Genomic DNA, 24,036 nt, shown 5'->3' on the forward strand with positions numbered 1-24,036 from the left:
GTATCTTCTTTTTTTACAAGGAACGATTTCAATCTTCACGTGAGAGTGCTTTTTCTTTGCGATCGGAACAAATTTGACTTTAGTAACGACGGTTTTGGTGATTTTTTTGACAAAGCATTTCGGCTTATGGCCGTGATGGTGATGATGATGAGAATAATATTTTTTCTTCACTGTGAATCCCCCCTAACTTGTTGATAATGCAATATATGGGGATCTCCTTGGATTGTTAAGTGCTATTGTCCCTGGCATGTAGAAATGAGTAGATTGCCGGGGGTGGAAAATGGAATTAAATGTTTACTGGATACGAAATGTATCTTATAATATCTTTGCGATACATAATGTATTGCCAAGGTTGCATCATGAGCATTGAATCTTTCAAAGAAGGAGGTGCTAAGATGGAAGCGAAAAAAGAAATGTGGCAAGCTCCCGTATTGGAAGTACTGGACGTTGCTCAAACGTTGGCTGGTGCAGGCTACAGACAAATCGACTGGGTTACGGAACATGATGCGGACATTTATGATCCACTGTCCTAATCCTTTTCCACAAGCCATATGGGTTCAGGTATTCCGTGCTGAGCTGTACTTATGAACATAATCTCTCTCTCAAGGTCGCCCATGGGCGACTTTTTTTCATTGGTTGGCGAAAAAAAGAACCAACCTCTCCATAGGGAGCAGATTGGTTCCACTGCAGATTATGATTCCGTTTCTTTGATGGCCGATGCATGGACGGCACTTTCCATTCCGCTGTTATACGCGCGGAACAAGCCGAGTCGCCAGAATGCTGCCCCTTTTAGGTCGTATCGCTTGGCAAGCCCCAGCTTGTCATCGACGGAATCAGGTTTCTCGCTGCCCAGACTGATGCCTAGCAGCAGCTTCTGTTTAGGTACGCCAGCTTCCAGCGCAAGTTTGATCGCTTGCTCCACAAGGGAGTTCGGCTCGGGTACCTGCGCTTTGGTGCCGACGGGATTATACTGATACGCCATGATGATCAGATCGTCGGCAACCGAAGCGAGCGTTTTGTAGTCGTAGCCTTTGTAAGCCCCGTTCAAGGGAGGCACGGCGATCGACAGGGAGATGTCGGAAGCAACGGCATTCTTCAACTCTTTGACGTATTGGTTAAACAACTTTTGCTGTTCAACGGCATCCAGTTTGAAGCCGAGGCCTTCGAAATCCAGCACGATTCCTCCAAATCCGTTCTCCATGACGGCAGCAGCAATTCCATCGATCGATTTTTGACGCATGCTGCTATCGCTCAGCATCCGGGTTAACTCCCCGCTGCCATCCAACGCATAAACCATCAGATACGGGCGAACCCCCTGATTGGCTGCATCTTGAACAAGGGACTGCGGCGTTACTTCTCCGGCAGCGGCAGGCATGCGGTATTCATCGCCCTCCAGCGTGAATTGGCCATCGCGGTCGATGCGGCTCCAGCCGTAGGCGACCGAATTCATGGAGGACACCAAATCCCTTTCCTGGAAGGACTGCACGGCATAGAAAGCTCTAAGGTGCATTTCCTTTTGCGGAGATACGAGAGAAACGGTACGTGACGATTGGTTCCAACTTACGCCAACGCCGAATTGGGCGCTGAATGAACTAAGCGGAATCAGCACGCGTCCTTCTCTCTGGATTGGAGCAGCTGCCAGTTTAACCTGTTTACCGTTCACCGTGGCTGTCGTACTGCCAACGTGAAGCAGAACTTCAACGGTTTCACCTTTTACGCTGCCTGCAGCCTGAACGGTTTGGGTTTTGCCGTTCCAGGCAATTTCGATGCCTAAAGCTTGGCCCACCGTGCGGAACGGAACATACGTAACGCCTTTCTCGATCCGGGGAGCGGCATCGAATTGCAGGCCAACGTCATCAAGCAAGACCGAAATGCCGGGAACTGCCTGTACATGGCTGACACCCGGAGCAGCCCCGAACAGGGATAATGCAACAATCGCAGCAAGGGCGTTTCTTCCGACACGATGTGCGAACATAACTGATTACCTCCAATGCATGTACGAAGATCGTATTCATAACTACGAATCTAGCATGGTATAGTATAGCAAAATTTTCATAGAGTTCCAATTTTCAAAGGGTAGGTAAAGAAGATTCGTTTACATAAAATGGTGGGTGTTGGAGATACTGTGGTCAAAATCTCCTGAGTGGAGTGATACCTATTTATGCGTGAAGCAGGCACCAAATTGAACACATCCGAGGCCGTTATCGTCGTTTTAAACAGTGTGCTCGGTGCGGGCATTTTGACGCTTCCCCGTACCATCAGCAAGGCGGTAGGGACCCCGGATGTATGGATCTCCGTGCTGATGTCAGGGCTGTTAGTTACAGCGATCGGCCTAATGATGGTGGCATTGTGCCGGCGGTTTCCTGGAAAAACGGTGTTTGAATTCCTTCCGCAACTTACGGGGCAATGGGGAGCATATGTCTTGGGGATGTTAATCGTTTCCTATTTTGTTGTGTTGTGTTCGTTTGAAATCAGGGTTATGGCGGAAATTACAAGCATGTACCTGCTAAAAGGCACCCCAAGCTGGGTTTCCATCATGGTAATCATGTGGATCGGAATATATATGATGAATGGCGGACTGAAGGTGATGATACGGGTTTTCGAAATCATGCTGCCGATCACGCTGGCGCTGTTTCTGCTGGTATTCCTTTTGAGCGGGCGGTTATTTGATCTCAACAACCTGCGGCCGATGCTGGGCGAAGGGTTCATGCCTGTGTTGAAAGGCATCAAACCTTCATTTCTGTCCTATTCGGGTTATGAGGTAGTATTAATAACAACGGCTTTTATGGCCAACGCCAAAGCAGGAAGCCGAGCGGTCATTTACAGCGTACTGGTGACGACTCTCATATATCTGGTTACGATTGTGATGGTCATTGGCAATTTGTCTTTGGAGGGGGTTCACACAAGAACGTGGCCGACATTAGACATGGTTAGAAGCTTTGAAATCAGAGGATTTTTTTTCGAACGTTTCGAGTCCTTTTTCCTCGTTTTTTGGTTGACGCAAATTTTTGCCACATATGTTTTTAAGCACTATTTTGCGTCGATCGGATTGCGGGAATTATTTCGGCTCAAAAACGTGCAGGTTATACAGTATGCGCTGCTTCCGGTTCTGTACGTGCTATCCTATTTGCCACGGAATTTGGATGAAACCTTGTCTTTGGGAGACAAACTGGGTGATATATCCATATTTTTGTTCGGATTGATGCCCTTGATGCTCCTGATCCTCAGCTTTGCGAGAAAAGGGGCGGCAGGCAGGTTATAGAAACTCTCGCAATGCAGAAAAAATGTTGACCCGGTTCGAGAAAGAGCGATTACAACCAAGAAATCGAATGCAGCCTCATTGGATCATAAGCAACATTGAATTGAAAAAACATCCCCGGAGGTGAAGGAAGTGAATCCATCCCCATCGCAAATCAGCACAACGGATACGATTGTGGTCATGATCAATGCCATGCTCGGCGCGGCCATTTTTATGGTTCCCCGTTCAACGGCCCTGGCCGGCGGAACTCCGGATGTTTGGATTTCCATCATAGTGTCAGGAGCCGTCGTTGTGGGCATGGGGTACATTATGGTTGGACTGTGCAGGAAATATCCGGGGAAAACACTGTTCGAATTCATGCCGGAGATTACGGGCAAATGGATCGCGATCCCGATCGGGTTCTGCATGATCGTATATTTTCTCGTAAGGGCTGCTTATGAGATAAGAATCATGGCAGAGGTGACGGGCATGTATTTGCTCGAGGGTACGCCGCTATGGGCCATTATCATGATCTTTATGTGGATCGGGATGTACATGCTGCTGGGTGGGTTAAAGGTCATCGTACGTGTGCTGGGGATTATTCTGCCGATTACGCTGGTGCTGTTTGTGCTAGAGGTCCTGCTCAGCATTCAGCTGTTCCATCTGAATTATTTAAGACCATTGCTTGGAGAGGGCATTTTGCCTGTCGTGAAGGGAGTCAAGCCCGGCTTGCTGTCTTTTATCGGATTTGAGGTGTTGTTCATTTTGGCAGCAAACATGAAAAAGCCGAACGAAGGACGCAAGGCCGTTTTATGGAGCACCGGAATAACGACGGCGTTTTATCTGATCACCGTGGTGATGGTTATCGGCAGTCTTTCCCTTGACGGCATGTGGAACCGGACCTGGCCCACACTGGATCTGATCCGCAGTTTTGAGATTGAGGGGCTCGTTTTTGAGCGCTTCGAATCTTTTTTGCTCATCATTTGGATCATACAAATTTATGCCGTGTTCGCGATTTCCCACTATTCTGCTTCGATTGGAGTGAGCGTGGTATTCCGAATCCAACATGTTAAGGGCATTATCTATACGTTGTTCCCCTTCGTTTATCTTGTTGCGATGATTCCTGAAAATGTGGAAGAAACCATTGAATTAGGAAACAAGCTGGACAACGTCTTTCTGGTTTTGTTCGGGATTGTTCCGGTATTACTGTTGTCGGTAAGCCTGATTCGCAAAAAAAGGGGGAAGGGGGACAAGGCAGGTGCAGGGAATGTTCAAACAGAAGGAGAGACTCCATGAGCATAAAAGAGCGCTTGGTCTTAATTCGGAGTACGTTCATAAGTCGAAATGAATGAGGGACTGCGCCGAGAGTGAGAAGTGAAGCCGGTTGACTGGAGTAACCATCAACGGCTTCAAATTACCCCTATAAGCATTTCGTGTTGGGCAGCATGAATTTTCGCTTGACAGCAGAAAACAGATCCTTTAAATTGAATGCATGCGCATGCTTTTTGTAATCGATGGAGGTGCGCCACAAACGTGTACATCGGAAGCGAGGATGTGAGGGAAATGTTTTGGTTCATGATGATCTCCGTGTTGACCGGATTGGTTGTTCTTATTCACCGATTATGGCCTGCCCCATATCTTACGCCAATCCATTATCGGAGCTTGATCAATCAGAAGGAGAGCTTGCACCATTTCAAAATTGTCGATATCCGGGACGCTTCTGAGTATGAACACCAACCGACTCCGGATTCCATCAATATTTCATTGGGCCGCCTTCCGTATGTATGGCATAAACACCTGTTGAGAGAAGAACGCATTTTTATTTTGTCCAACGAAATGTACAGGGCCAAAAAGGCCGCGCGGATCTTGCGCAAAAAGGGGTTTCAATCCTTGTACGTTGTAGAAATGGATCGTAAGCCGGTTGTGTCAACGCCAAAATAGAATGGATGTGTACGCATTGAGAACAACAGACGAACGTTTGGACACCTGGTTTTCATTGACGCATATCCAATCCGAGATCAATGAACAACTGGAACAGGTGCTTCAACAGAAATACGGTTTGTCTTTAAAAGAATTTTATGTGCTGTATTTTATTTCGCAAACCGATGATAAAGAGCTCCGCTTGCAACAGCTGCAAGAGAAGATCGGTTTGAGCCAAAGCGCAACATCCCGGCTTGTAGCACGGATGGAGGCCGAAACCTGCGGTGCGTTGGAAAGACATATGTGCGAGAATGACCGCAGAGGGATCTACACCGGCATAACCGAACGGGGCGAAATGAAACTGCGCGGCGCGCTTGAAACGTTTGACGAAGTATTGCAGGAAAAGCTGCTGAACAAGGGGTTGAAAACGGTAATGGAATCGTTGGTTGCCGAGCTCGGTTGAGGCGAAGAAGGAGATAGTGGATCGTAAAGCGTGTTCCTTCCTGGTACGGAATGAATGAGAAGAAATGTCTCATCCCCATTCACATGCGTGTACATGCATGTTTTATATAGATAACAGAGATGTGAGAGGAGATTTACGATGAAAGATCTATTTAGTTCGTATACATTGAAAGGGTTGGATTTGAAAAACCGGATCGTGATGCCTCCCATGTGCCAATATTCTGTTGAAAACAAAGATGGCATTGCTACGGATTGGCACTATTTGCACTATGTAAGCCGTGCTGTGGGCGGTACCGGGTTCATTATTATTGAAATGACCGATGTGGAACCCGATGGCCGCATTTCCGATTTCGATCTTGGGCTGTGGTCGGACGATCAGATCCCGGCGTTGAAACGAATCGTGGATGCTTGCCACAGTTACGGCGCCAAAGTCGGCATTCAGATTGCCCATGCGGGACGCAAAGCCGAAGATGCCGAGGTACCCGTGGCGCCGTCTGCAATCGCGTTTGACGAAAATTACAAACAACCGCGCGCACTGACGACGGCCGAAGTAAAGGACATGGTCGAAAAATTCCGCAGTGCGGCGGCCAGAGCAATGAAAGCCGGATTCGATGCCATTGAAATCCACGGTGCCCACGGCTACCTGATTCATCAATTCCATTCTCCGCTGACCAACAAACGCGACGACGAGTACGGTCAGGACCTTACCCTGTTCGGCCGCGAAGTCATTCAGGCTGTTAAAGGCGAAATGCCTGAAGACATGCCGCTGATCATGCGGATTTCCGCCAAAGAGTACGTTGAAGGCGGATATGGCATCGAGGAAAGCATCGCTTTTGCCAAAGCTTACCAGGAAGCCGGCATCGACATGTTTGACGTTTCCTCCGGCGGCGAAGGCCCGATTGCGGCTTTTGGCAGACCCGGCACGCATGCGGGCTATCAGGTGCCGCTCGCCCGTGACATCAAGCAAGCGCTCGATGTTCCCGTCATCGCCGTCGGCAGATTGGATGACGCAAAGCTCGCCAATGCGGTGATCGGCAATGAAGACGCAGACCTGGTAGCCGTAGGCAGAGGGCTGCTGAGAAACCCGCATTGGGCACTTGAAGCGGCATCGAATCTGAGAAAAGAAACTTCGATTCCGAAGCAATACTCGGCAGGATTCTAAACGATCGTTGCGAATAAACTAACCAAACATTCCAAAATATCCGAGGAGGGTTAACATGCTTTATTCCAATTCCGTGCAATCTCTTTTTGAGCCTATTACTTTAGGAAATCTGGTCCTGCCCAATCGCACCGTCATGGCGCCGATGACCCGCGGCATGTCGCCGAACGGGGTTCCCGGCCCGGACGTTGCAGGCTATTACCGCCGCAGAGCCGAGAATGGCGTCGGTCTGATCGTGACGGAAGGCACGGTGGTGGATCATGCAGATGCATCCGACCAGCAAAACGTTCCCCATTTCTATGGAGAAGAGGCTCTCAAAGGCTGGGCCCACGTGGTGTCCGAAGTGCATGCGGCCGGCGGCAAAATCATGCCGCAGATTTGGCACATGGGCGTAAAAGGCCAAGTCAATGATTATTCCGAATCGGACATTGCGGGCATCGTGTCGGCATTTGCCCAAGCTGCTGCCGAGGCCAAACGCATCGGTTTTGACGGCATTGAAATCCACGGCGCGCATGGGTACCTGATCGACCAGTTTTTCTGGGAGAAAACGAATCAGCGCACAGACCGTTACGGCGGAAGCATGCTTGCGCGCACTCGTTTTGCGGAAGAAGTGGTTCGTGCATGCCGGAAGGCGGTAGGTCCGGATTTCCCGATCATCCTGCGCATTTCGCAATGGAAGAGCTCGGATTATACAGCCAAACTGGCAAAAACGCCGGAGGAGCTGGAGCATTTCTTGGCACCGCTGCTTGAAGCGGGCGTAGACCTTTTCCACTGCTCGACTCGGCGCTTCTGGGAGCCTGAATTCGAAGGTTCTGATTTGAATTTTGCCGGTTGGGTGAAAAAAATAACGGGCAAGCCAACCATCACTGTCGGTTCTGTAGGCCTCGACGACGACTTCATGGCACTGTTCACCCGTGGACAGGGTGCAGGCAACGCAGGCATCGAAGGTTTGGCGCAGAAGCTCGCCAACGGAGAGTTCGATTTGGTAGCGATCGGCAGAGCGCTTCTGGTCGACCCGGCTTGGGTCAGCAAAATCCGGGACGGCCGCACGGAGGAATGGATTCCATTCACCCCCGAAGCACTGCAAACTTTATCTTAATCCATATCAGGCAGGGACGAAAGCTGGCCAACGCCAGCTTTCGTGGTATCCCCGGGATCACGCGTGGCAGGCATGGAGCAGGGATTATTCATCGTCGACGCCGGCAGCTGGAAGCGGAAGCAAGGCTTCGTAAAAAAGGGGTTGCAAACGCTTATACTTATGGTATACTGAGTTTACATAACAGGATTGTGACCGGTAAGGCGGGCAATGCCTAAATTGATTAGAGTACCATCAGCGCATGGTATTGTAATTAATTTAGGCATTTTTTGTTGATACTGTTCCTGTGGGGAGGTGTAACCGAGATGATGTTTGTTGAGAAGGTGCTAAATAACAATGTATTGTTAACCAAAAACCATAAAGGCAAAGAAGTCATCGTTATGGGAAGAGGCATTTCTTTTAACAAGGCTGCCGGAGACCGGGTTGAGGATGAAAAAATCGATAAAATTTTTGTGCTGAACGAAAATGAATTCACAGCCAAGTTGATGGAGCTCTTGAATGACATTCCCGTTACTCATCTGGAAGTGGTCAATGAGATCGTTACCCGTGCCAATGAAGTGTTAGGCACCACGCTGAGCGACAATATTTATTTGACCCTGACCGACCACATCCATTTTGCGATCCAGCGACACGAGAATGGCGTGCAGCTGAAAAATGCGATGCTGTTCGAAATCAAAAGCTTTTACAAGAAAGAATTCGAGATTGGCCTGGAGTCGCTCCAATACATCGAGAACTCCCTGGGGGTGAAGCTTGGCGAGGATGAAGCAGGATTTATCGCACTACATATCGTGAATGCGCGCATGGACAGCAGTGAAATGAAGCTGACGATGAAAATGACGGAAATGGTTCATTCCATTCTGAACATCGTGACCTATCATTACAACACGATTATGGACGAGTCTTCCGTAAATTATTCCAGATTTTTAAGACACTTGCAGTATTTCTCGATGCGTGTTCTTCGAAATGAAGTACAGCAGACAGGCGAAGACTTTTTGTATAACCAAGTGAAGAAGACGTATGCCAATGCCTTTGAATGCACGCGCAAAATCAATGACTTTCTGGAAAAAACGTATCAGCAATCATTAAGCAAGGATGAATACGTATATTTGACCATTCATATTCATCGGGTCACGGAACGCAATCATCTGGAAACAACCGAATAACAAACCATCCGGCTGAGGGGTGTAACTGGTAATGCAGGCAAAACCTAAACTGATGGTGAAATGAGCAGCGATTCCGCAAGCTGTTATTTCACCACGAGTTTAGGTTTTTCTTGCTTGTGGCGGTAGGATGCTGTGATTGGGCATACTACCAGGCATACCTGGACCATAAACCTAAGCCGATCATCCACGTAAAAAGAGGAGAGCTGTATATGAACGACAAAGAGTTATCTTCCAAAATTCTTGAGCTTGTCGGCGGCGAATCGAATGTCAATTCGGTCTTCCATTGTGCGACAAGATTAAGATTTCAATTGAAAGACCGGGACAAGGCCGATAAAGAAGCGCTGCAAAAAACGCCGGGCATCATTACCGTCGTAGAGAGCAGCGGCCAGTTTCAGGTTGTTGTCGGCAACAACGTTGGGCCGGTTTACGAGAAAATGATCGAAGGTACAAGCATCGGAAACGCGGATGCATCCAAGAAGGATGAGTCCTCCGAGAAGAGCACGATTCTGGGCAAAGCCGTCGATATCATTTCAAGCATCTTTTCGCCTACGCTTGGCGCGCTTGCCGGGGCCGGGCTGCTGAAAGGACTGGTTGCGCTCTTCCTGTTCCTGAAATGGCTTGATGCTTCGAGCGGAACGTATCTCGTGCTGAACGCGGCTTCGGACAGCGTGTTTTACTTCCTGCCGGTCTTCCTGGCCGTGACCGCATCGCGCAAATTCAAAACAAACATGTTTGTATCCGTGGCCATCGCCGGAGCGCTCGTCTATCCGGCCGTCATCGCCGCGGTCAGCGCGCCCGACAAATTAACGTTCCTCGGCATTCCGATGGTGCTGATGAATTATTCCTCCAGCGTCATTCCGATCATCCTTGCCGTCTGGGTACAGTCTTATGTCGAAAAATGGTTTAATTCGTTCGTGCATTCGTCCGTCAAAAACATTTTGGTGCCGATGCTCTCGCTGGTCATCGTCATTCCGCTGACGTTTCTGGTGTTTGGTCCAATCGGCTCCATGATCAGCAGCGGACTGGCTACCGGTTATGGCTGGATCTACAGCCTGAGTCCGCTGCTTGCCGGCGCGGTAGCTGGCGCGTTCTGGCAAGTCTTCGTCATTTTCGGCGTGCATTGGGGATTCGTGCCGGTCATTCTCAGCAACATCGCGGAAGTTGGTTACGACACGATGCTGCCAATGCTGACTGCGGCCATCCTGGCTCAAGCAGGGGCGGTATTCGGTGTATTCCTGAAAACCAAAGATACACAGCTTAAAGCGCTGGCCGGTTCTTCCGTAGTCGCATCCGTCTTCGGGATCACAGAGCCTGCCATTTACGGGGTTACGCTGAAGCTGAAAAAACCGTTCATTTATGCCTGCATCGCCGGTGCTGTGGGCGGCGCGATCATCGGCTCGGGCGGTGCGCAAGCGGTGGCCTTTGCTTTACCGGGATTGCTGGCGTTGCCAACGTATATCGGTACGGGTTTCCTGTCCGTGATCATCGGCTTGGTTGTGGCGTTTGTGCTGGCTTTGGTGATCGTTATGGTCCTTGGATTCAAAGATAGCGTTCAGGAGCAGGCTGCGCCGAAAGAAGAAGCGCCTGCATCCACGCCTGTGCAAGAAAGCACGGTACTGAAAAAAGAAATCATCGAAAGCCCGCTGCAAGGTGCGGTCAAACCGCTGGAGTCGCTGCCGGATGAAGCTTTTGCGTCCGGTGCGATGGGACAAGGAATCGTCATTGAACCGTCCGAAGGCCGATTGACTTCTCCGGTGAACGGAACGATCACAACCGTGTTCCCGACAGGGCATGCGATCGGGATAACTTCGGACGAGGGCGCCGAGCTTTTGATTCACGTCGGCGTGAACACGGTTCGCCTGAAAGGCAAACATTTTGAGAAACAAGTGCAGGAAGGCGACCGCGTTGAAAAGGGACAATTGATCCTGCTGTTCGACATCGAACAGATCCAGGCAGCAGGTTACGTCACTTCGACGCCGGTCATTGTGACGAATTCCGCCAATTACCTGGACGTACTGAAAACGTCCGAATCGGAAGTGCGCCGTCAGGACTACCTGATGACCGTGGTCGTATAATAGAATAACTTGTGTCACGAAGCCTTCGATCGATACGATCGAAGGCTTTTTTGCATGCACATTCAGCCACTCGTGTACGAACAATATGACAATAATGTAAGGCAGGCGTAAGGTTGATACATAGGAGATCAAGGGGCTATGCGGTAAACTCGTTTATATTGAAGAGAGCGACTCAAGAGTTCGTCAAAGAAAGAGGAGAATTGCAGGATGACAATGAACCGACGCAGGGTACTATGGATCACCACCATCGTCTACACCCTGATTACGTTGTATTTTTTGTTTTTGGCTTTTGGCAGACTGGACGCCGCAAAACACATCGTGGATAATCCGTTTCAATGGATTCCCGATTCTTTTTTCAAATTTCCAACATTATCGTTCCATTCAGGCATTACGTTAATGGACCTGGTTACCTTGTGGAATTATGCGGCATTCATTCCGTTCGGCATTCTGATCCCCATGCTGTACAACATTCGGTTCATCCGGTTTATGTTATGGTTTGTGCTCATCATTTTCGGAATCGAATTTTTGCAGAAATTGACGATGCTGGGCAGCGGGGATATCAACGATGTTCTTCAAAATTCCATCGGAGCATGCATCGGTTATGCCGCCTATCGTGCAGGAGAAAGGGGAGAGCAAGGAAGGAAACGTTGGCTGATTGCAGCTATGGCGTGTATCGTGTTATTCCTGATGACGTGGGGAACGGGAAACGTGATCAACCAACTGGCCACCAAAGTCGAAGGCCCCTTTGTGGCCATGAAGCTGGAAACGCAGCGTGAAGCAGGAACGGATGCTCAAGGTGCTGCGCTGGGGAGGTTTAGTATTAAAAAGGAACAAATTATACCTGAACACAACATGTATGATAGCCAAGGAGGCCAACAAACCTATACGTTTACGTTGAAAGACGATGAACTTGTGTTGACCGGAAATTACGGCATCCCCGATCACGCGCCGCCTGAAGGGAAAATATCCATTATTGTCGATGGGAAAGAGGTATTAGTAATAGAAGCGAATGATTATCAAGGGAGTGCAGAACAATTCGAAGTCTATATTGAACATGCTCGGCAGATGACCATCAAGATTGAAGGAAGCGAGCGATTGTGGGATATCGGATATCGGCCGCTGCAGTATAGATGGGAAAGGTAGATTGGGCGGCCCCCTCGCCAGGGATCGCTTTACACCTTAAAGTAGGAGGGATAGAGTAAAACCGATTGTTGAGCGGCCATCGATGAGTATTTTTCCAAGGTCTATACGCGTGAGGATGCCAAAGAGATCAAGCCGAATCCGGAAATCTATCTCACGATGATGAAAGAACTGGAGGCATCCCCGGAGGAATGCCTTATTTTTGAAGATTCCCTTATCGGAGTGGAGGCTGCCAACAACGCCGGCATCGAGGTCGTAGCGATCGTTGACCGGTATTCGGATCACGACAGAGAACGGATCAACTCATGTTCGGACGTTCAGTTTCACGACTATGAGGAAGTGCTCAGCTTCATCGAAGCCGACAACAATTCCAGCCCTCTTTCCAATTCCTCCAACGTCAATGTCGAAGATAGCGCTACTCTCAAGTAGTTCTCTCCCGTATTGGTTCCGCTCAGAAAGCGGTCGGAATGGAATACGCGAATGCCCTTTTCCAGGAAATACGACTCGGTACGTCTTCCTCCGGCAAGACCGGGAGCGGGCAGCCAGCGGTAGAAGCTGAGCGGATGGCCCTGACTGAAAGCTTGGGGAAAATACGTATCAAACAACTGGTTGGCCTGCCGGGCCAGCCTTTTTTTGTGCTGAACGATGGCGCTCGCTTTCCCCGACAGAATCAGCTCGGTAATAATTTCGGCGTCCAGTGAGGACGTTTTGACGTTGACGTTGAAAATCGCTTTCATGATGCGGTCCTTGTACATCTCGTGAAACACAAGATAGGCGACGCGCAGCCCCGAACAGATGGATTTGGTCGTACTGCATACATAGATCGTGCGTTCCGGAAGAAGCTGATACATCGGCTGACCGTAGTGTTCAATCACACCTGCGGACAGAAAAGCATGGATGTCATCTTCGATCAGGATCAATTGATGTTTGCGGATGACGCGGGCCAGTTCCTTTTTGCGTTCCTCCGGCATCATGATGGTCGTTGGGTTTGCACAAGAGGGCATCAGAAAAACGCCATGCACGTCGGCCTGACGGCAGTGCTCGTCCAGTGCTTCCGGTCGCATGCCGTGCAGGTCGCCCGGAATGGGGACAAGCCTGATGCGAAGCATGTTGGAAAATTCGATGAAATTCGAAAAGGTATACTGGTCCACGGCAATGCGATGCCCGGGTTCAAATAGAGCCAGCAGCGTGATGGCGAGCGCGTTTTGTGCGCCTGAAACGATGGCAACCTGCTCCGGATCGGCATGGATGCCCAGCGTGCTCATCCAATTCAGTGCAGCAAGCTTTTGATGGGGGATACCGGCAGGATCATTGTAATTCAACAGCTGTTCGAGATAGGTTTTTTGCATCACGTTTTTGGCGGCTTCGGCAACGAGGTCGTTGGTCTGCTCAAAGGATGCCACCAAACCCAATTCGATATAGGTGTTCATCCCCGGTTCCTTCGCGATGGCAATCGAGCGTGCTGCGTTGGCCGACACAAACGTGCCGCTGCCCGTTACGCCATAGATCAAACCTTTAAGCTCGCATTGTTTGTAAGCACGTGTAATCGTGGTGAAATTAACGTCCAGAAAATCGGCCAACTCACGCTGAGGTGGGAGCTTGGTTCCTGGCGCAAGCAATCCATGCGTGATGTCATGCTCCAGCATTTTGGCGAGCGACTGGTACAGCGGGCGTGACAATTTGTTTTTGTCCGGCTTCCATGACATGGGATATTCGTCGAACGAATTGAATGGCATACACTCACCTCACAACATTGTAATCCATACAATTATAACATTGATTGTATGGAAATGTGTTGCTACACTAACGTAGAACCGTATTATAGCAAGGAGATGCAGCAAACGATGACAGACAGAATGAAGCTTCGAACGGCTTTTCGGGCCGCCTTTCCGACCACGCTTCCGATTTTGGCCGGATTTTTATTTTTGGGGATTGCGTACGGCATTTTGATGAATGCCTCGGGTTTTGGAGCGAGTTATGCCATCCTGATGGCGCTGCTCGTTTTTGCCGGATCGATGGAGTTTGTGGCGGTAAACCTGCTGCTTGGCGCATTTAACCCGATCGGTGCGCTAATGATGACCTTAATGGTGAATGCGCGGCATTTATTTTACGGCATTTCAATGCTGGATAAGTATAGAGGAACCGGATGGAAGAAGCCGTACCTGATCTTCGGATTATGCGATGAATCGTTTTCCATCAATTATACGGCCGACATTCCCGAAGAAGTGGATCGGGGATGGTACATGTTTTTCGTCACCTTGCTCAACCATAGCTATTGGGTCATTGGCGCTGCCATCGGAGGCTTCTTCGGATCACTCGTCAGCTTCAATCTGGAAGGGCTGGAATTCGTCATGACAGCGTTGTTCGTCGTCATTTTCATGGAGCAATGGAGCAAGGAACGGTCGCATCACAGCGCCTTGCTTGGCTTGGGCATTTCGATCCTGTGCCTCATCATCTTCAAAGGCGGCAGCTTTATCATTCCCTCCATGGCCGGACTGCTGATCGTGCTTACGCTGATCAGACCCAAACTGGATCAGAGAGCGGGGGAAACGACATGTCCATGACGGTAACCGAACAACTCATTACGATCGGCATGGTTGTGCTTGGCACGATGATGACGCGCTTTCTTCCATTTCTGTTGTTCCCGCCTGGTCGTACTACGCCTAAGTACGTGCAATATTTAGGGAGGGTTCTGCCGGCAGCGGCGATCGGCATGCTGGTGATCTATAGCGTCAAAGACATTCATCTGTTGTCCGGGAACCACGGCGTGCCTGAACTGGTGTCGATCCTGGCTGTTGTGCTGCTTCATTATTGGAAGAAAAACATGTTATTGTCCATTGCTGGCGGAACGCTGCTTTACATGGCCTTGGTGCAGTTCGTCTTTTAGCACCACGTTGGTGTGCGGCTGATGAATCTGGCCTATTTTAAACATCTCTCGGACGGAAGGCAAGCCTACCTTTGCTAACCGGTTGGGGGATTTTTTTCTGCCAGCATCAAGTGATTTGAAGGAGTGTTATGAATATGAACCCATATTTTGAAGATGACGGAAACTTCATGCATAATATGGATAGGAAAAGGATTCTTAATCGGGAACTGAGAAAGGGTGGATCAGATGGGAGCACCTACATTTCTGGAAACAGGTCACATGAAGGAAGGCTTTCCGATTCGGGTCATTCATACCGGTCCGCAGTTTAATTTTGCCGCACATTGGCATGAAGAAGTAGAGATGGTCGTTGTCAGGGGAACGCGGGCGCGAATTGGCCTCAACAGCCGGGTCGTAGAGTTGGGGCAGGGCGACATCATGGTGATCAAACCGGGGGACGTGCACTGTTTTCTGCCCGGTACCGAGCATCTGACGATCATTCTTTTCCGCTTGGAGCTGTTCACAGAGAGCTTGGTCGTCGACAAAGCCACCCAGCCGCTGCGGGAGTTATTCGGCAAATCGACGCATTTACCCGCGATGACGCTCAAAGAAATCGACATCAACCGCTATCTTGACGTCATTTCCAATGAAAACAGAAACGAGCAGATCGGTTATCAGTGGGTCATGATTGCCAGGTTTTACGATCTTGTCGTTCATCTGCTGCGCACGCAAAAGCCTGCGGAGGAGGAATGCAGCGGCGAATGGCCGTGTACCTTATCCAAAAAGTTCGAATTCGTCGAGTCGGTCTGCGAATACCTTGAAGCGCACTACGAAGAACCGATCAAGCTGGATCAGGTCGCGGAGCATATCAAATTCAGCAAATTTTACGTGTGCAAGCTGTTTAAGGAAATCAAAGGAATTACGCTCATGGAGTATTTGAATCACTTCAGGATCGTGAAGTCAGAGTGGGCGCTGCTGTTCAGCCAAGCGACCATTTTGGATATCGCGATCCATCATGGATTCAATAACCTGACTTCCTACAATCGGCTGTTCAAAAAATATAATGACTGCACGCCTTCCGAATTTCGGAAGCGGCATCGCACAAAGATCACAACATATGAAGGTTGATGAACAATATTTGTGGAGAAAGCCCTCCTCCAAAATCACTATACTCAAGTAAATTGAAAGCGTTTACTTTTCTCTGGAGGAGGGCCCTCATGAAGAGCTTTAAACGATATGCCGTTTCAATGATCGCATTATTAAGCGCAACGCTAATGTTGTCCGGCTGTCAACCCGGCATGGGAAACGCGTCCAAACAGCAGGAAATTACCGTCTGGAGCTTTACGGATGAAGCGGGTTATGCCATCGAGAAATTCGAGGAAACGTATCCGGACATCAAAGTGAATTTCGTCAACATTCCAGGGAACTTTTATATGACCAAATTGAAGTCGGCTTTGCAGACCACGTCCAAGGCTCCCGACGTGTTCATGATCGAAAACGGCGGCATTCGGGAACTGATCGATGTTCCGTATCTCGAAAATCTGTCGGCCCCGCCGTATAACGCCGATGATTTGCTGCAAGAGCAGTATGCTTTTGTGCAGGCCAATGAGAAGGATAGCGAGGGCAACGTCAAAGCGATTGGATACCAGGGTACGCCGGGTGGCATTTATTATCGGAGGGATCTGGCCAAAACGTATTTGGGGACGGACGACCCGGTGAAAGTCGGTGCGCAGATCGATACCTGGGACAAAATTTTCGAGATCGGGGAGCGGGTGCAGCGGGAGAGCGGCAATCAGGTTCATGCCCTGGCCAACTGGAATGCGATTTCCAACTCGTATGACGGCATTCCTTGGGTAGAGGACGGTAAGCTTGTGATCAACCCCGTCTACATGCAGATTCTGGACCTTGTCCGCGAAGCGCGCCAGCGTCATGTGCTGGCAGAGTTCGAAGAAGGCAGCGCCGGTTATGCCGCATCCATGCAAAAGGGGCAGGTCATGTTCTATCCCGGGGCAACTTGGGCGCTCCAATATACGTTCAAGGCGAATGCGCCGGACACCTCCGGTTTGTGGGGACTGGCGGCAGGCCCGACCGATTTCAGTGCCGGCGGGACGTATATTGCGATGTACAGCAAAAGCGACAAAAAGGATCTCGCCTGGAAATTCATCGAGTTTTATAACTTTAACCATGATTTCTTGAAAGAGCTGGCGACCGAGCAGGATTATTTTACGAGCAATATGGTCGTGAACGACAAGCTTGCGCAAACGGCCACATCAGACTATCTCGGCGGACAGAAGCATTTCGAATTTTTTTCCGAGGCGGCCAAACGCGTTCCCGTGTATGAGAGAACCCGTTATGACACCACGATCAACAACGACATTTTCAAAAACGTGCTCCAGCTGTATCTCAACAACGACATTAACACCAAAGAGGAAGCCGTGGAGAGGATCAAGCGCGATGTTCGGTTAAGGTTCCCGGAACTATATGTACCGCACTAATCAACCACACAAGGCCACTGCGAGTGCAGTACCATCTTCCGATCGCCGTTATCCCCAGATTTTTTGATTCCCCTTCTACAAGGGGGAAATCCGGTGATAAATGCCTAGCGTATGCTTCCGATGGAGCTTTCTTGCAGAAAGCTTTTAGCTTCGCTTCTCCAGATTGGTTCTGCCTCTCCGTTAACGTGTGTATGTAATTTGCGGTTTATATAGAAGTTGATTAGGCATAGGCCTGAAAGACTCACGAATCCGATGACTGGAGGTTGGAACGATGTTTGCCAAGTCGCTGCGCAAAGACCATTACGGCTACTATTTCATTGCTCCTTTTTTCATCATTTTCACCATTTTTGGGTTGTATCCGATTCTTTACTCCCTATATATCAGCTTCACCAATTACGATGGCATCACTACGCCGGACTTCGTCGGAATCGGCAATTACGTGGCTGTTCTGCAGGACCCCCTGTTCTACAAAACGTTGTTCAACACGCTGTTCATTTGGGGCGTCTCCGTCATTCCGCAGCTTACGGTGTCGCTTGTGCTCGCCTTTATCCTTAATGACAAGCTGCTCAAAGGAAGAGATTTCTTCCGGGCCGTCTATTTTTTCCCGAACATCGTTACGGCAGCCTCGCTGGGTCTGTTGGTGAGTCTCATTTTCGACTGGCAGTCGGGAGGGTTAAACCATTTCCTCGTGCAGACCGGAATCATTAGTGACCCTATTAACTGGAAGAATGATCCTTGGTTCATGCGGCTTATTGTCTCATCGATTCTGTTCTTTCAATATTTCGGGTATTCCATGGTCATTTATTTGGCCGGTTTACAAGGGATCGACCCTTCGCTGCAGGAAGCGGCCCAGATTGACGGCGCGGAGAAAAGGCATATCTTCATGCATATTATCGTACCGATGCTGCGCCCGATTATCCTGTTCCAGGTGATTACGTCCATCATCGGCGGAATCCAGATTTTTGATCAGCCGTTTACGTTGACCAATGGTAACGGCGGGCCTGACCGGGCTGCGATGACCAGCATCATGTACTTGTACAATGTCGCTTTCCAGAGTACGCGCTTTGGATACGGTGCAGCCATTGCGTTCTGTTTGTTCATCATCATCATTTTGTTGTCCGTCGTTTCGTTCATCATGACGACCCGCAGAAGCCGTTCATAGGGAAGGAGGAGATTTCATGCAAACCGCGAAAACGCTGGAGCATTCCAGTGCTGCCGTCCAATCCTATGCCAGAGCCAGAAGGCTGACGGTAGGCAAGGTGTTGGTTTATCTGTTTCTCGTCATTCTTGCTTGCATCTGCATTATCCCGTTTTATTTGATGCTCATCTATTCCACGCATAACAATGCGACGATTGCATCGACGTTTACTTTCCTTCCCGGACCGTTTCTGCTCGACAATTATGTAAACATGGCGTCCAAAATCAATATTTGGCGCGGGTTCGCCAACAGCTTCTTCATTGCGGGAACATCGACCGTACTATCCTTGTACGTGGGTGCGCTTACGGCATACGGTTTTGCCAAGTTCAAATTCAAGGGCCGAACCTGGCTGTTCCTGTTTTTGCTGGCGACGATGATGGTGCCCGGGCAGCTCGCCCTGATCGGGATGTACCGGTTGTTCAGTACGCTGGGCATGCTGGACAGTTATGCAGCAATTATTTTGCCTGCGGCGGCGAATGCCTTCAACGTGTTCTTTATCAAACAGTTCATCGAGGCCAGCATTCCGGACGAAATTGTCGAATCTTCGCGCGTGGATGGCGCTGGCGAATTCCGCACATTCAACCAGATCGTGCTGCCCATCTTGGGACCGGCGGTCTCCGCACTCGGCATTTTTACCTTCATCGGCTCGTGGAACAACTTTTTGACGCCGCTGGTGCTGTTCTTCTCCCTGGATAAATATCCGCTTCCGGTGCTCGTTGCATTAGTACAGGGATATTATGGCATGGATTATGGGTTGCTCTACTTGGGCGTGGCCATTTCCATCGTTCCCATTATTATCGTGTTCGCTGTATTCTCCCGGCAGATCATTGGCAGCGTGGCATTGGGTGCCGTCAAAGGATAATCACTGAGGATGAGCATCTCAAATTCCATAATATCATTCGCTGAGCAGCTGTCCGCAATGGATGGCTGCTTTTTTTAGGATGGGGGTGCTTTGGTACGACGCAAACTGGTTCGAAATCTTAATTGTACCGGTACAATTGTGTTTTTCCGAGATACAATCATCCGCAGTTCACACCTATAATGAAGCGAGGGCCCGAATCCATGGCAGATCTGATCCTGGCCAACACGACATTGAGGTGATTTAACAAGAAGTTGTCAGAAGTCCTCCATTTCTAAAGTGGCGGGATAAATGACAATGGTGTTCCAACCAGCCTTAATCATGGTCATGACAAGTTGGGTCAACATTATTGCGCTCGGGGTCTAGGCCCACGGGGAGGTACGTTTACTCGGAATACCCTTCATCCTTGAAGTTAACTTGCAAAAAGGATCAACCAGAAAGAATTGGTTATTCTCACAATACGAACGGGCAGATAAGTGGAGCCGCCCCCCTTAAGGTAAGATAAAACAAGTCATCTTTTTTGAGCATCATAGGCTAAAATGTGCTGGCTGTCTAGGATAATGGGTTCGATGATTTTATCATCGTTATATTATACCAGGTATTAAAGAAAGAACTTGGCTCTTCCGAGTTGTTAGAAGAAGACAGTCATTTGAGATCGATCCAGTAATACATATTTAGAGAAATCAGCGTTTTCTTCTGACAATATGGAGAAATATATTATATATAATTGAAACATTTCCCTGTGAATTGTTGTTATTATTAGTATATATTTATAGATTTAACGAATCAGGAGGTGGACAAGGCGTTAATGCAAATTAAAGTACGATGTCTTAAAGGTGTCGTTTGAAAGGTTCTATCATTCATTAAAATTTGGAGGAGAAACTAATGAACAAAAAACTTTTTTCATTCATTATTGCAGTTATTCTTACATCCACCTTTTTAACAGGAGTAGTTTCCGCTAATTCTAGCAATATTCAGCAGTCATCGGTTAATGAAGATATTTTAATCCCTCAGAGTGTTTCGGCATTTGACAAAGCTCTAATAGATCAACGTAAAGTTTTTGGTTTTACAACAGAAAACTCTGTAGTGAGTCCCTTAATAACTAGTCGTAAAATATCAGAGAAATATGGTTTTTATTTATCAGCTAATGAAGAAAAAGCATTGGATGAAAGATTCAATAAACAAGATAAGTTCATTCCAATTCTCAAAGAAACAATACGCTCTCATCAAGAGTTAAAGGAGAACTTCCTTGGAATATATATTGATCAAAACCAGGGTGGGATCATAAACGTTGGATTTAAGAAAGATATTCCCTCAAAACAGCTAAATTTTATATCTAAGAGCCTAGACAACGAGTTACCAATAAGAATTTATACAGCAGAGTATACAGAAGAGGAGCTTGATAAAGCTACCAATCGCATTTCTGAAAGTGTCACAAAAATTAGAGAGAACGGAATTAATATAGAATATGTTAATTTGGATTTTATTAACCAGAAAATTACTGTAGGCATTCGCGACCATATTAGTGAGTCTGCCTTGGATATAATTAGTTCCGTTACAGATGTTGATGCAAGCATCATTAATTTAGAAGTAGTTGATCCAACCTATAAGACCTCCGAAGATGCCCGAACGGATACTCATACGTACATGCTAGGTGGATTAGTTATTGATGGTAAAGCTGGTGGTGGTGGGAATTGTTCAATCGGATTCTCCGCAATTGATCCCTCATCTAATCCGTACATTGTTACTGCAGAACATTGTTGGCCGAAGGCTTCGGGAACAGGTGTGTATCAAGGGAATAACTATATTGGATACACAAGCAGTAAAGTTAATTATGGAAACGAAGCTGATGCTGCAGCGATTAGACTAAATTCAAGCAACTCAATGAGTAGTAAAGTTTATTCTGAATCGATTAAATTTTCAAGTGTTCAAGTCGCTGGTAACGATGTGTTGGGCGAGAGGGTCTGTAAATCTGGAATGTGGGGGAACAGTTGCGGTACACTTCTTAGTAAAAATAGCAGCCGATATTGGACTAATCCGGTGTATGGAACAGTTTGGTTTAGTTCGATGCGGGTAGCGAATTATATATCAGATGGTGGAGACAGTGGTGGTACGATTTGGAACAACAACAATGGTGAATTAAAAGGTGTGCACAAAGGCGTCTACACAGAGAATGGAACAACCTACCGGGTATATAGCCATGTAACTCATATACAAAATCGACTTGGTATAACTCCTGTTACTTGGTAAAATAATTAAATTAATCCTATCCTGCTGTTTGTAAAGGAATATTTTGAAATACTCACTAAAATTTGAATCAAAAACAACCTTGTTTACGTCTTATGGTTAGTCAATTATCAAATAACAAGGTGGGATTGTTGTGAAAACATATATTTCAATATTATTGATTCTGATCATTGTTGTCTTTACTGGTTGCAGTAGCAGTAACAATCACTTAACAAAAACATCCGCGCTAGAAAAATATCAGTATCAAGCAGGTGAAAGAATGGACTTTCAGGGGATTATTGTTGAAAAAAATAATTCAGGAGTTACTGTTATAGTTGGTTTATCCGAAAAAGAAGTAAAAGGTAAAACAACGAATGAAATCATCACTCAGTATGAACCAAAAGCTTATGATGTTTCAACACGTGATATAAAAGCAAATCTTGAAGTTGGCGACCATGTCAAAGTGTGGACAAATGGCATGTATGAAGATAGTAGAATTAGACGAACAACTGCTACAAAAATAGAAATTGTAAGGTAATCCATATACTAACTGTACACATCTGATTTGTTAAGACGACACGAACATACATGCTTAATAGCCGCGTAGCTGCGGCTTTTTTGGTGTTGACTTCAAGTGAGCTTGAAGTAATAGAATCGAAATGTCCATAAACGAAAAGACGATGATCATCAATCTATTTCCATCGTTGGTTTCGTAGCCGTATTCGCAACAAGTGCGAGGCGTGGTTCGAGTGAGCCAACATAGGAGAAATAGGCAACGATTCAGCACGAATGAGATAGAGCCCGAAACGCCAGTTGTAGGATAATCAATATATGGTTTTTCGGTATAGTTTCTTTGTTGCCGAACATTTGCTGTTGAATGGGAGAGAATGTATTATCATGTCTAAATTCATCCGATGGTTTGAAGGATGTATGATCCGTAGGCTGGGCGTGCTGATCGAATACGAGCATCATGCGGTTTTCAGAAGGATGTATGAGGATTATTTGCTGCATCTGTATCACAACCAGTGGAAGGTCGATCTGCGACAAAACATTGTGCATCGTTTCAACGCGACTGCAAAGAAGGCGGATGGAGCTGAGCGCAGCTCATAACGATGCCTTATCTTACCCTTCATCCTAGACAGGAACAATGCTCAAGCCGGAAACGTGGCTTCACATCCTTCCAGGTGAGGTCCCAAGGTAATGCCGCCAATCATCAGCAGGGCAAGGGAGCAATAGCAGCAGCGATTAGAAAAAGGAGTTCGCCAGCAGCGACCTCCTTTTTTCTTGAGCTTAGATAAAGCAGATGCTATTTAATATAATTCCAGACTCCTACAACAAATTCATAAACGAAATAGATCGAGAATCCGATTAACATGATCCCTGCTATGATCGAAACCCATTGAATCATTCGGCGGCTCATAACCTTTCTGGTCACGGAAACGACCGATAGCAGGCCGATGTCATGAATCAGGATTCCGCTAAGTACGCCGCATGCCGCAAGTGCGAAACTTCCTGCATTGCTGGAACTGTAGGAATCGGACAGGACGGCGCCGAATACAGAGACCAAAAAATAAGATTGCCCGGCGATATCGCTACAAGCAATCCGTTTCTGTAGGTGCTCCAAAACGATTTTTGTGTTTTTTCGTCCGCAGGGGTAATGTCCTTGTCCGCATTTTTGATGGAATCATAACCCAAATAGGCCAGAAAAGCCGCACCCACAAGCCAAAGCGGCAGTTGAATATATGGCAATGACAAGAGGGAGGAAAATCCTAAATACATCGCTATAATCAAGGTCAGATCAATGGTCATGCCCCCAAGGCCGACCGCCCAGCCATGAGTAAATCCGTTTTTCAAGCCTTGCTTCGTCATTTCTACGGTAATTGATCCTAAACAAGAACTTATTCTCTGTTAGAGCGTTTTCCGATGCTTGGTGGATCGTATTGCACCCGATGGGCGACGATGGATTCAATTTGGGGGTTCAGCTCTTTGTCAGCCGAAGTCAGGTCTCGATCATATCTGTGCGAATATGGCATTTCATGCAAGGGAATGACGTCAGAAGTTAGGGTTGTTTAAATTGTGTCGTAATTTTATATATGAATTGTCGCAAGATTCGATTTAAATAAGATGAACTCTGTGATAATT

21 protein-coding genes and 1 pseudogene are annotated in these 24,036 nt (G+C 47.8%); 19 read left to right on the forward strand and 3 right to left on the reverse strand.

Annotated features, from left to right (window positions below; genetic code table 11):
- The first annotated feature begins 395 nt into the window (after positions 1-395).
- Positions 396-533 carry a paeninodin family lasso peptide gene (locus MKY59_RS13440; protein ID WP_236416965.1) on the forward strand — a complete coding sequence of 46 codons (138 nt, stop codon included), beginning with the start codon at positions 396-398 and terminating at the stop codon, positions 531-533.
- 158 nt (positions 534-691) lie between these two features.
- Here the strand turns inward: MKY59_RS13440 and MKY59_RS13445 are convergent, their stop codons facing one another.
- Positions 692-1,975, reverse strand: a complete 1,284-nt coding sequence (locus MKY59_RS13445) for a stalk domain-containing protein (RefSeq protein ID WP_339277995.1) — start codon at positions 1,973-1,975, stop codon at positions 692-694.
- A gap of 186 nt (positions 1,976-2,161) precedes the next feature.
- On the opposite strand from MKY59_RS13445, the gene MKY59_RS13450 reads away from it, so the two are divergent.
- The 9 genes from MKY59_RS13450 to MKY59_RS13490 all read left to right on the forward strand — a co-directional run bounded on the left by MKY59_RS13450 (position 2,162) and on the right by MKY59_RS13490 (position 12,256).
- A complete protein-coding gene (locus MKY59_RS13450; protein ID WP_339277996.1) occupies positions 2,162-3,262 on the forward strand; it encodes a GerAB/ArcD/ProY family transporter in 1,101 nt (366 codons plus the stop codon).
- 129 nt (positions 3,263-3,391) lie between these two features.
- Entirely contained in the window at positions 3,392-4,534 is a 1,143-nt protein-coding gene (locus tag MKY59_RS13455; RefSeq protein ID WP_339277997.1) for a GerAB/ArcD/ProY family transporter, read from the forward strand.
- Positions 4,535-4,801: 267 nt separating this feature from the next.
- Positions 4,802-5,179, forward strand: a complete 378-nt coding sequence (locus MKY59_RS13460; RefSeq protein ID WP_339277998.1) for a rhodanese-like domain-containing protein — start codon at positions 4,802-4,804, stop codon at positions 5,177-5,179.
- A gap of 16 nt (positions 5,180-5,195) precedes the next feature.
- Positions 5,196-5,621: a MarR family transcriptional regulator gene (locus MKY59_RS13465; RefSeq protein WP_339277999.1), complete on the forward strand. Its 426-nt coding sequence runs from the start codon at positions 5,196-5,198 to the stop codon at positions 5,619-5,621.
- A gap of 138 nt (positions 5,622-5,759) precedes the next feature.
- A complete protein-coding gene (locus MKY59_RS13470) occupies positions 5,760-6,782 on the forward strand; it encodes an NADH:flavin oxidoreductase/NADH oxidase (protein ID WP_339278000.1) in 1,023 nt (340 codons plus the stop codon).
- Positions 6,783-6,837: 55 nt separating this feature from the next.
- Positions 6,838-7,878, forward strand: coding sequence for an NADH:flavin oxidoreductase (locus tag MKY59_RS13475; protein WP_339278001.1), 1,041 nt, complete (start codon positions 6,838-6,840; stop codon positions 7,876-7,878).
- A 305-nt stretch (positions 7,879-8,183) separates the two neighbouring features.
- Positions 8,184-9,038 (forward strand): PRD domain-containing protein, encoded by an 855-nt coding sequence (locus MKY59_RS13480; RefSeq protein ID WP_236417051.1) that lies wholly within the window; start codon positions 8,184-8,186, stop codon positions 9,036-9,038.
- Positions 9,039-9,247: 209 nt separating this feature from the next.
- Positions 9,248-11,113, forward strand: coding sequence for a beta-glucoside-specific PTS transporter subunit IIABC (locus MKY59_RS13485; RefSeq protein ID WP_339278002.1), 1,866 nt, complete (start codon positions 9,248-9,250; stop codon positions 11,111-11,113).
- Between the two features lie 207 nt (positions 11,114-11,320).
- Positions 11,321-12,256, forward strand: coding sequence for a VanZ family protein (locus MKY59_RS13490; protein WP_339278003.1), 936 nt, complete (start codon positions 11,321-11,323; stop codon positions 12,254-12,256).
- Positions 12,257-12,582: 326 nt separating this feature from the next.
- Here MKY59_RS13490 and MKY59_RS13495 read toward each other — a convergent pair whose 3' ends face one another.
- Complete coding sequence (locus tag MKY59_RS13495) at positions 12,583-13,989, reverse strand: PLP-dependent aminotransferase family protein (protein ID WP_339278004.1); 1,407 nt, start codon at positions 13,987-13,989, stop codon at positions 12,583-12,585.
- Between the two features lie 108 nt (positions 13,990-14,097).
- On the opposite strand from MKY59_RS13495, the gene azlC reads away from it, so the two are divergent.
- The 9 genes from azlC to MKY59_RS13540 all read left to right on the forward strand — a co-directional run bounded on the left by azlC (position 14,098) and on the right by MKY59_RS13540 (position 23,004).
- Positions 14,098-14,817: an azaleucine resistance protein AzlC gene (gene azlC / locus MKY59_RS13500; RefSeq protein ID WP_339278005.1), complete on the forward strand. Its 720-nt coding sequence runs from the start codon at positions 14,098-14,100 to the stop codon at positions 14,815-14,817.
- A complete protein-coding gene (locus MKY59_RS13505; protein WP_236416990.1) occupies positions 14,808-15,140 on the forward strand; it encodes a branched-chain amino acid transporter permease in 333 nt (110 codons plus the stop codon). The genes azlC and MKY59_RS13505 overlap by 10 nt, the downstream gene beginning before the upstream one ends.
- Positions 15,141-15,365: 225 nt before the next feature.
- Complete coding sequence (locus tag MKY59_RS13510; protein WP_339278006.1) at positions 15,366-16,244, forward strand: AraC family transcriptional regulator; 879 nt, start codon at positions 15,366-15,368, stop codon at positions 16,242-16,244.
- Positions 16,245-16,333: 89 nt separating this feature from the next.
- Entirely contained in the window at positions 16,334-17,611 is a 1,278-nt protein-coding gene (locus MKY59_RS13515; protein ID WP_339278007.1) for an extracellular solute-binding protein, read from the forward strand.
- Positions 17,612-17,882: 271 nt separating this feature from the next.
- A complete protein-coding gene (locus MKY59_RS13520; RefSeq protein ID WP_236416994.1) occupies positions 17,883-18,773 on the forward strand; it encodes a sugar ABC transporter permease in 891 nt (296 codons plus the stop codon).
- 16 nt (positions 18,774-18,789) lie between these two features.
- Positions 18,790-19,671: a carbohydrate ABC transporter permease gene (locus tag MKY59_RS13525; protein WP_236416995.1), complete on the forward strand. Its 882-nt coding sequence runs from the start codon at positions 18,790-18,792 to the stop codon at positions 19,669-19,671.
- A gap of 882 nt (positions 19,672-20,553) precedes the next feature.
- Positions 20,554-21,918, forward strand: coding sequence for a S1 family peptidase (locus tag MKY59_RS13530; protein ID WP_339278008.1), 1,365 nt, complete (start codon positions 20,554-20,556; stop codon positions 21,916-21,918).
- Between the two features lie 130 nt (positions 21,919-22,048).
- A complete protein-coding gene (locus MKY59_RS13535) occupies positions 22,049-22,432 on the forward strand; it encodes a DUF3221 domain-containing protein (protein ID WP_236416997.1) in 384 nt (127 codons plus the stop codon).
- Positions 22,433-22,791: 359 nt separating this feature from the next.
- Positions 22,792-23,004: a hypothetical protein gene (locus MKY59_RS13540; protein WP_236416998.1), complete on the forward strand. Its 213-nt coding sequence runs from the start codon at positions 22,792-22,794 to the stop codon at positions 23,002-23,004.
- Between the two features lie 196 nt (positions 23,005-23,200).
- Here the strand turns inward: MKY59_RS13540 and MKY59_RS13545 are convergent.
- Positions 23,201-23,763 (reverse strand): annotated as a pseudogene (locus tag MKY59_RS13545) (LysE family transporter).
- Positions 23,764-24,036 lie beyond the last annotated feature (273 nt).

Origin of the sequence: Paenibacillus sp. FSL W8-0426 (assembly GCF_037969725.1) — a bacterium.
GTDB classification, from domain to species: domain Bacteria; phylum Bacillota; class Bacilli; order Paenibacillales; family Paenibacillaceae; genus Paenibacillus; species Paenibacillus hubeiensis.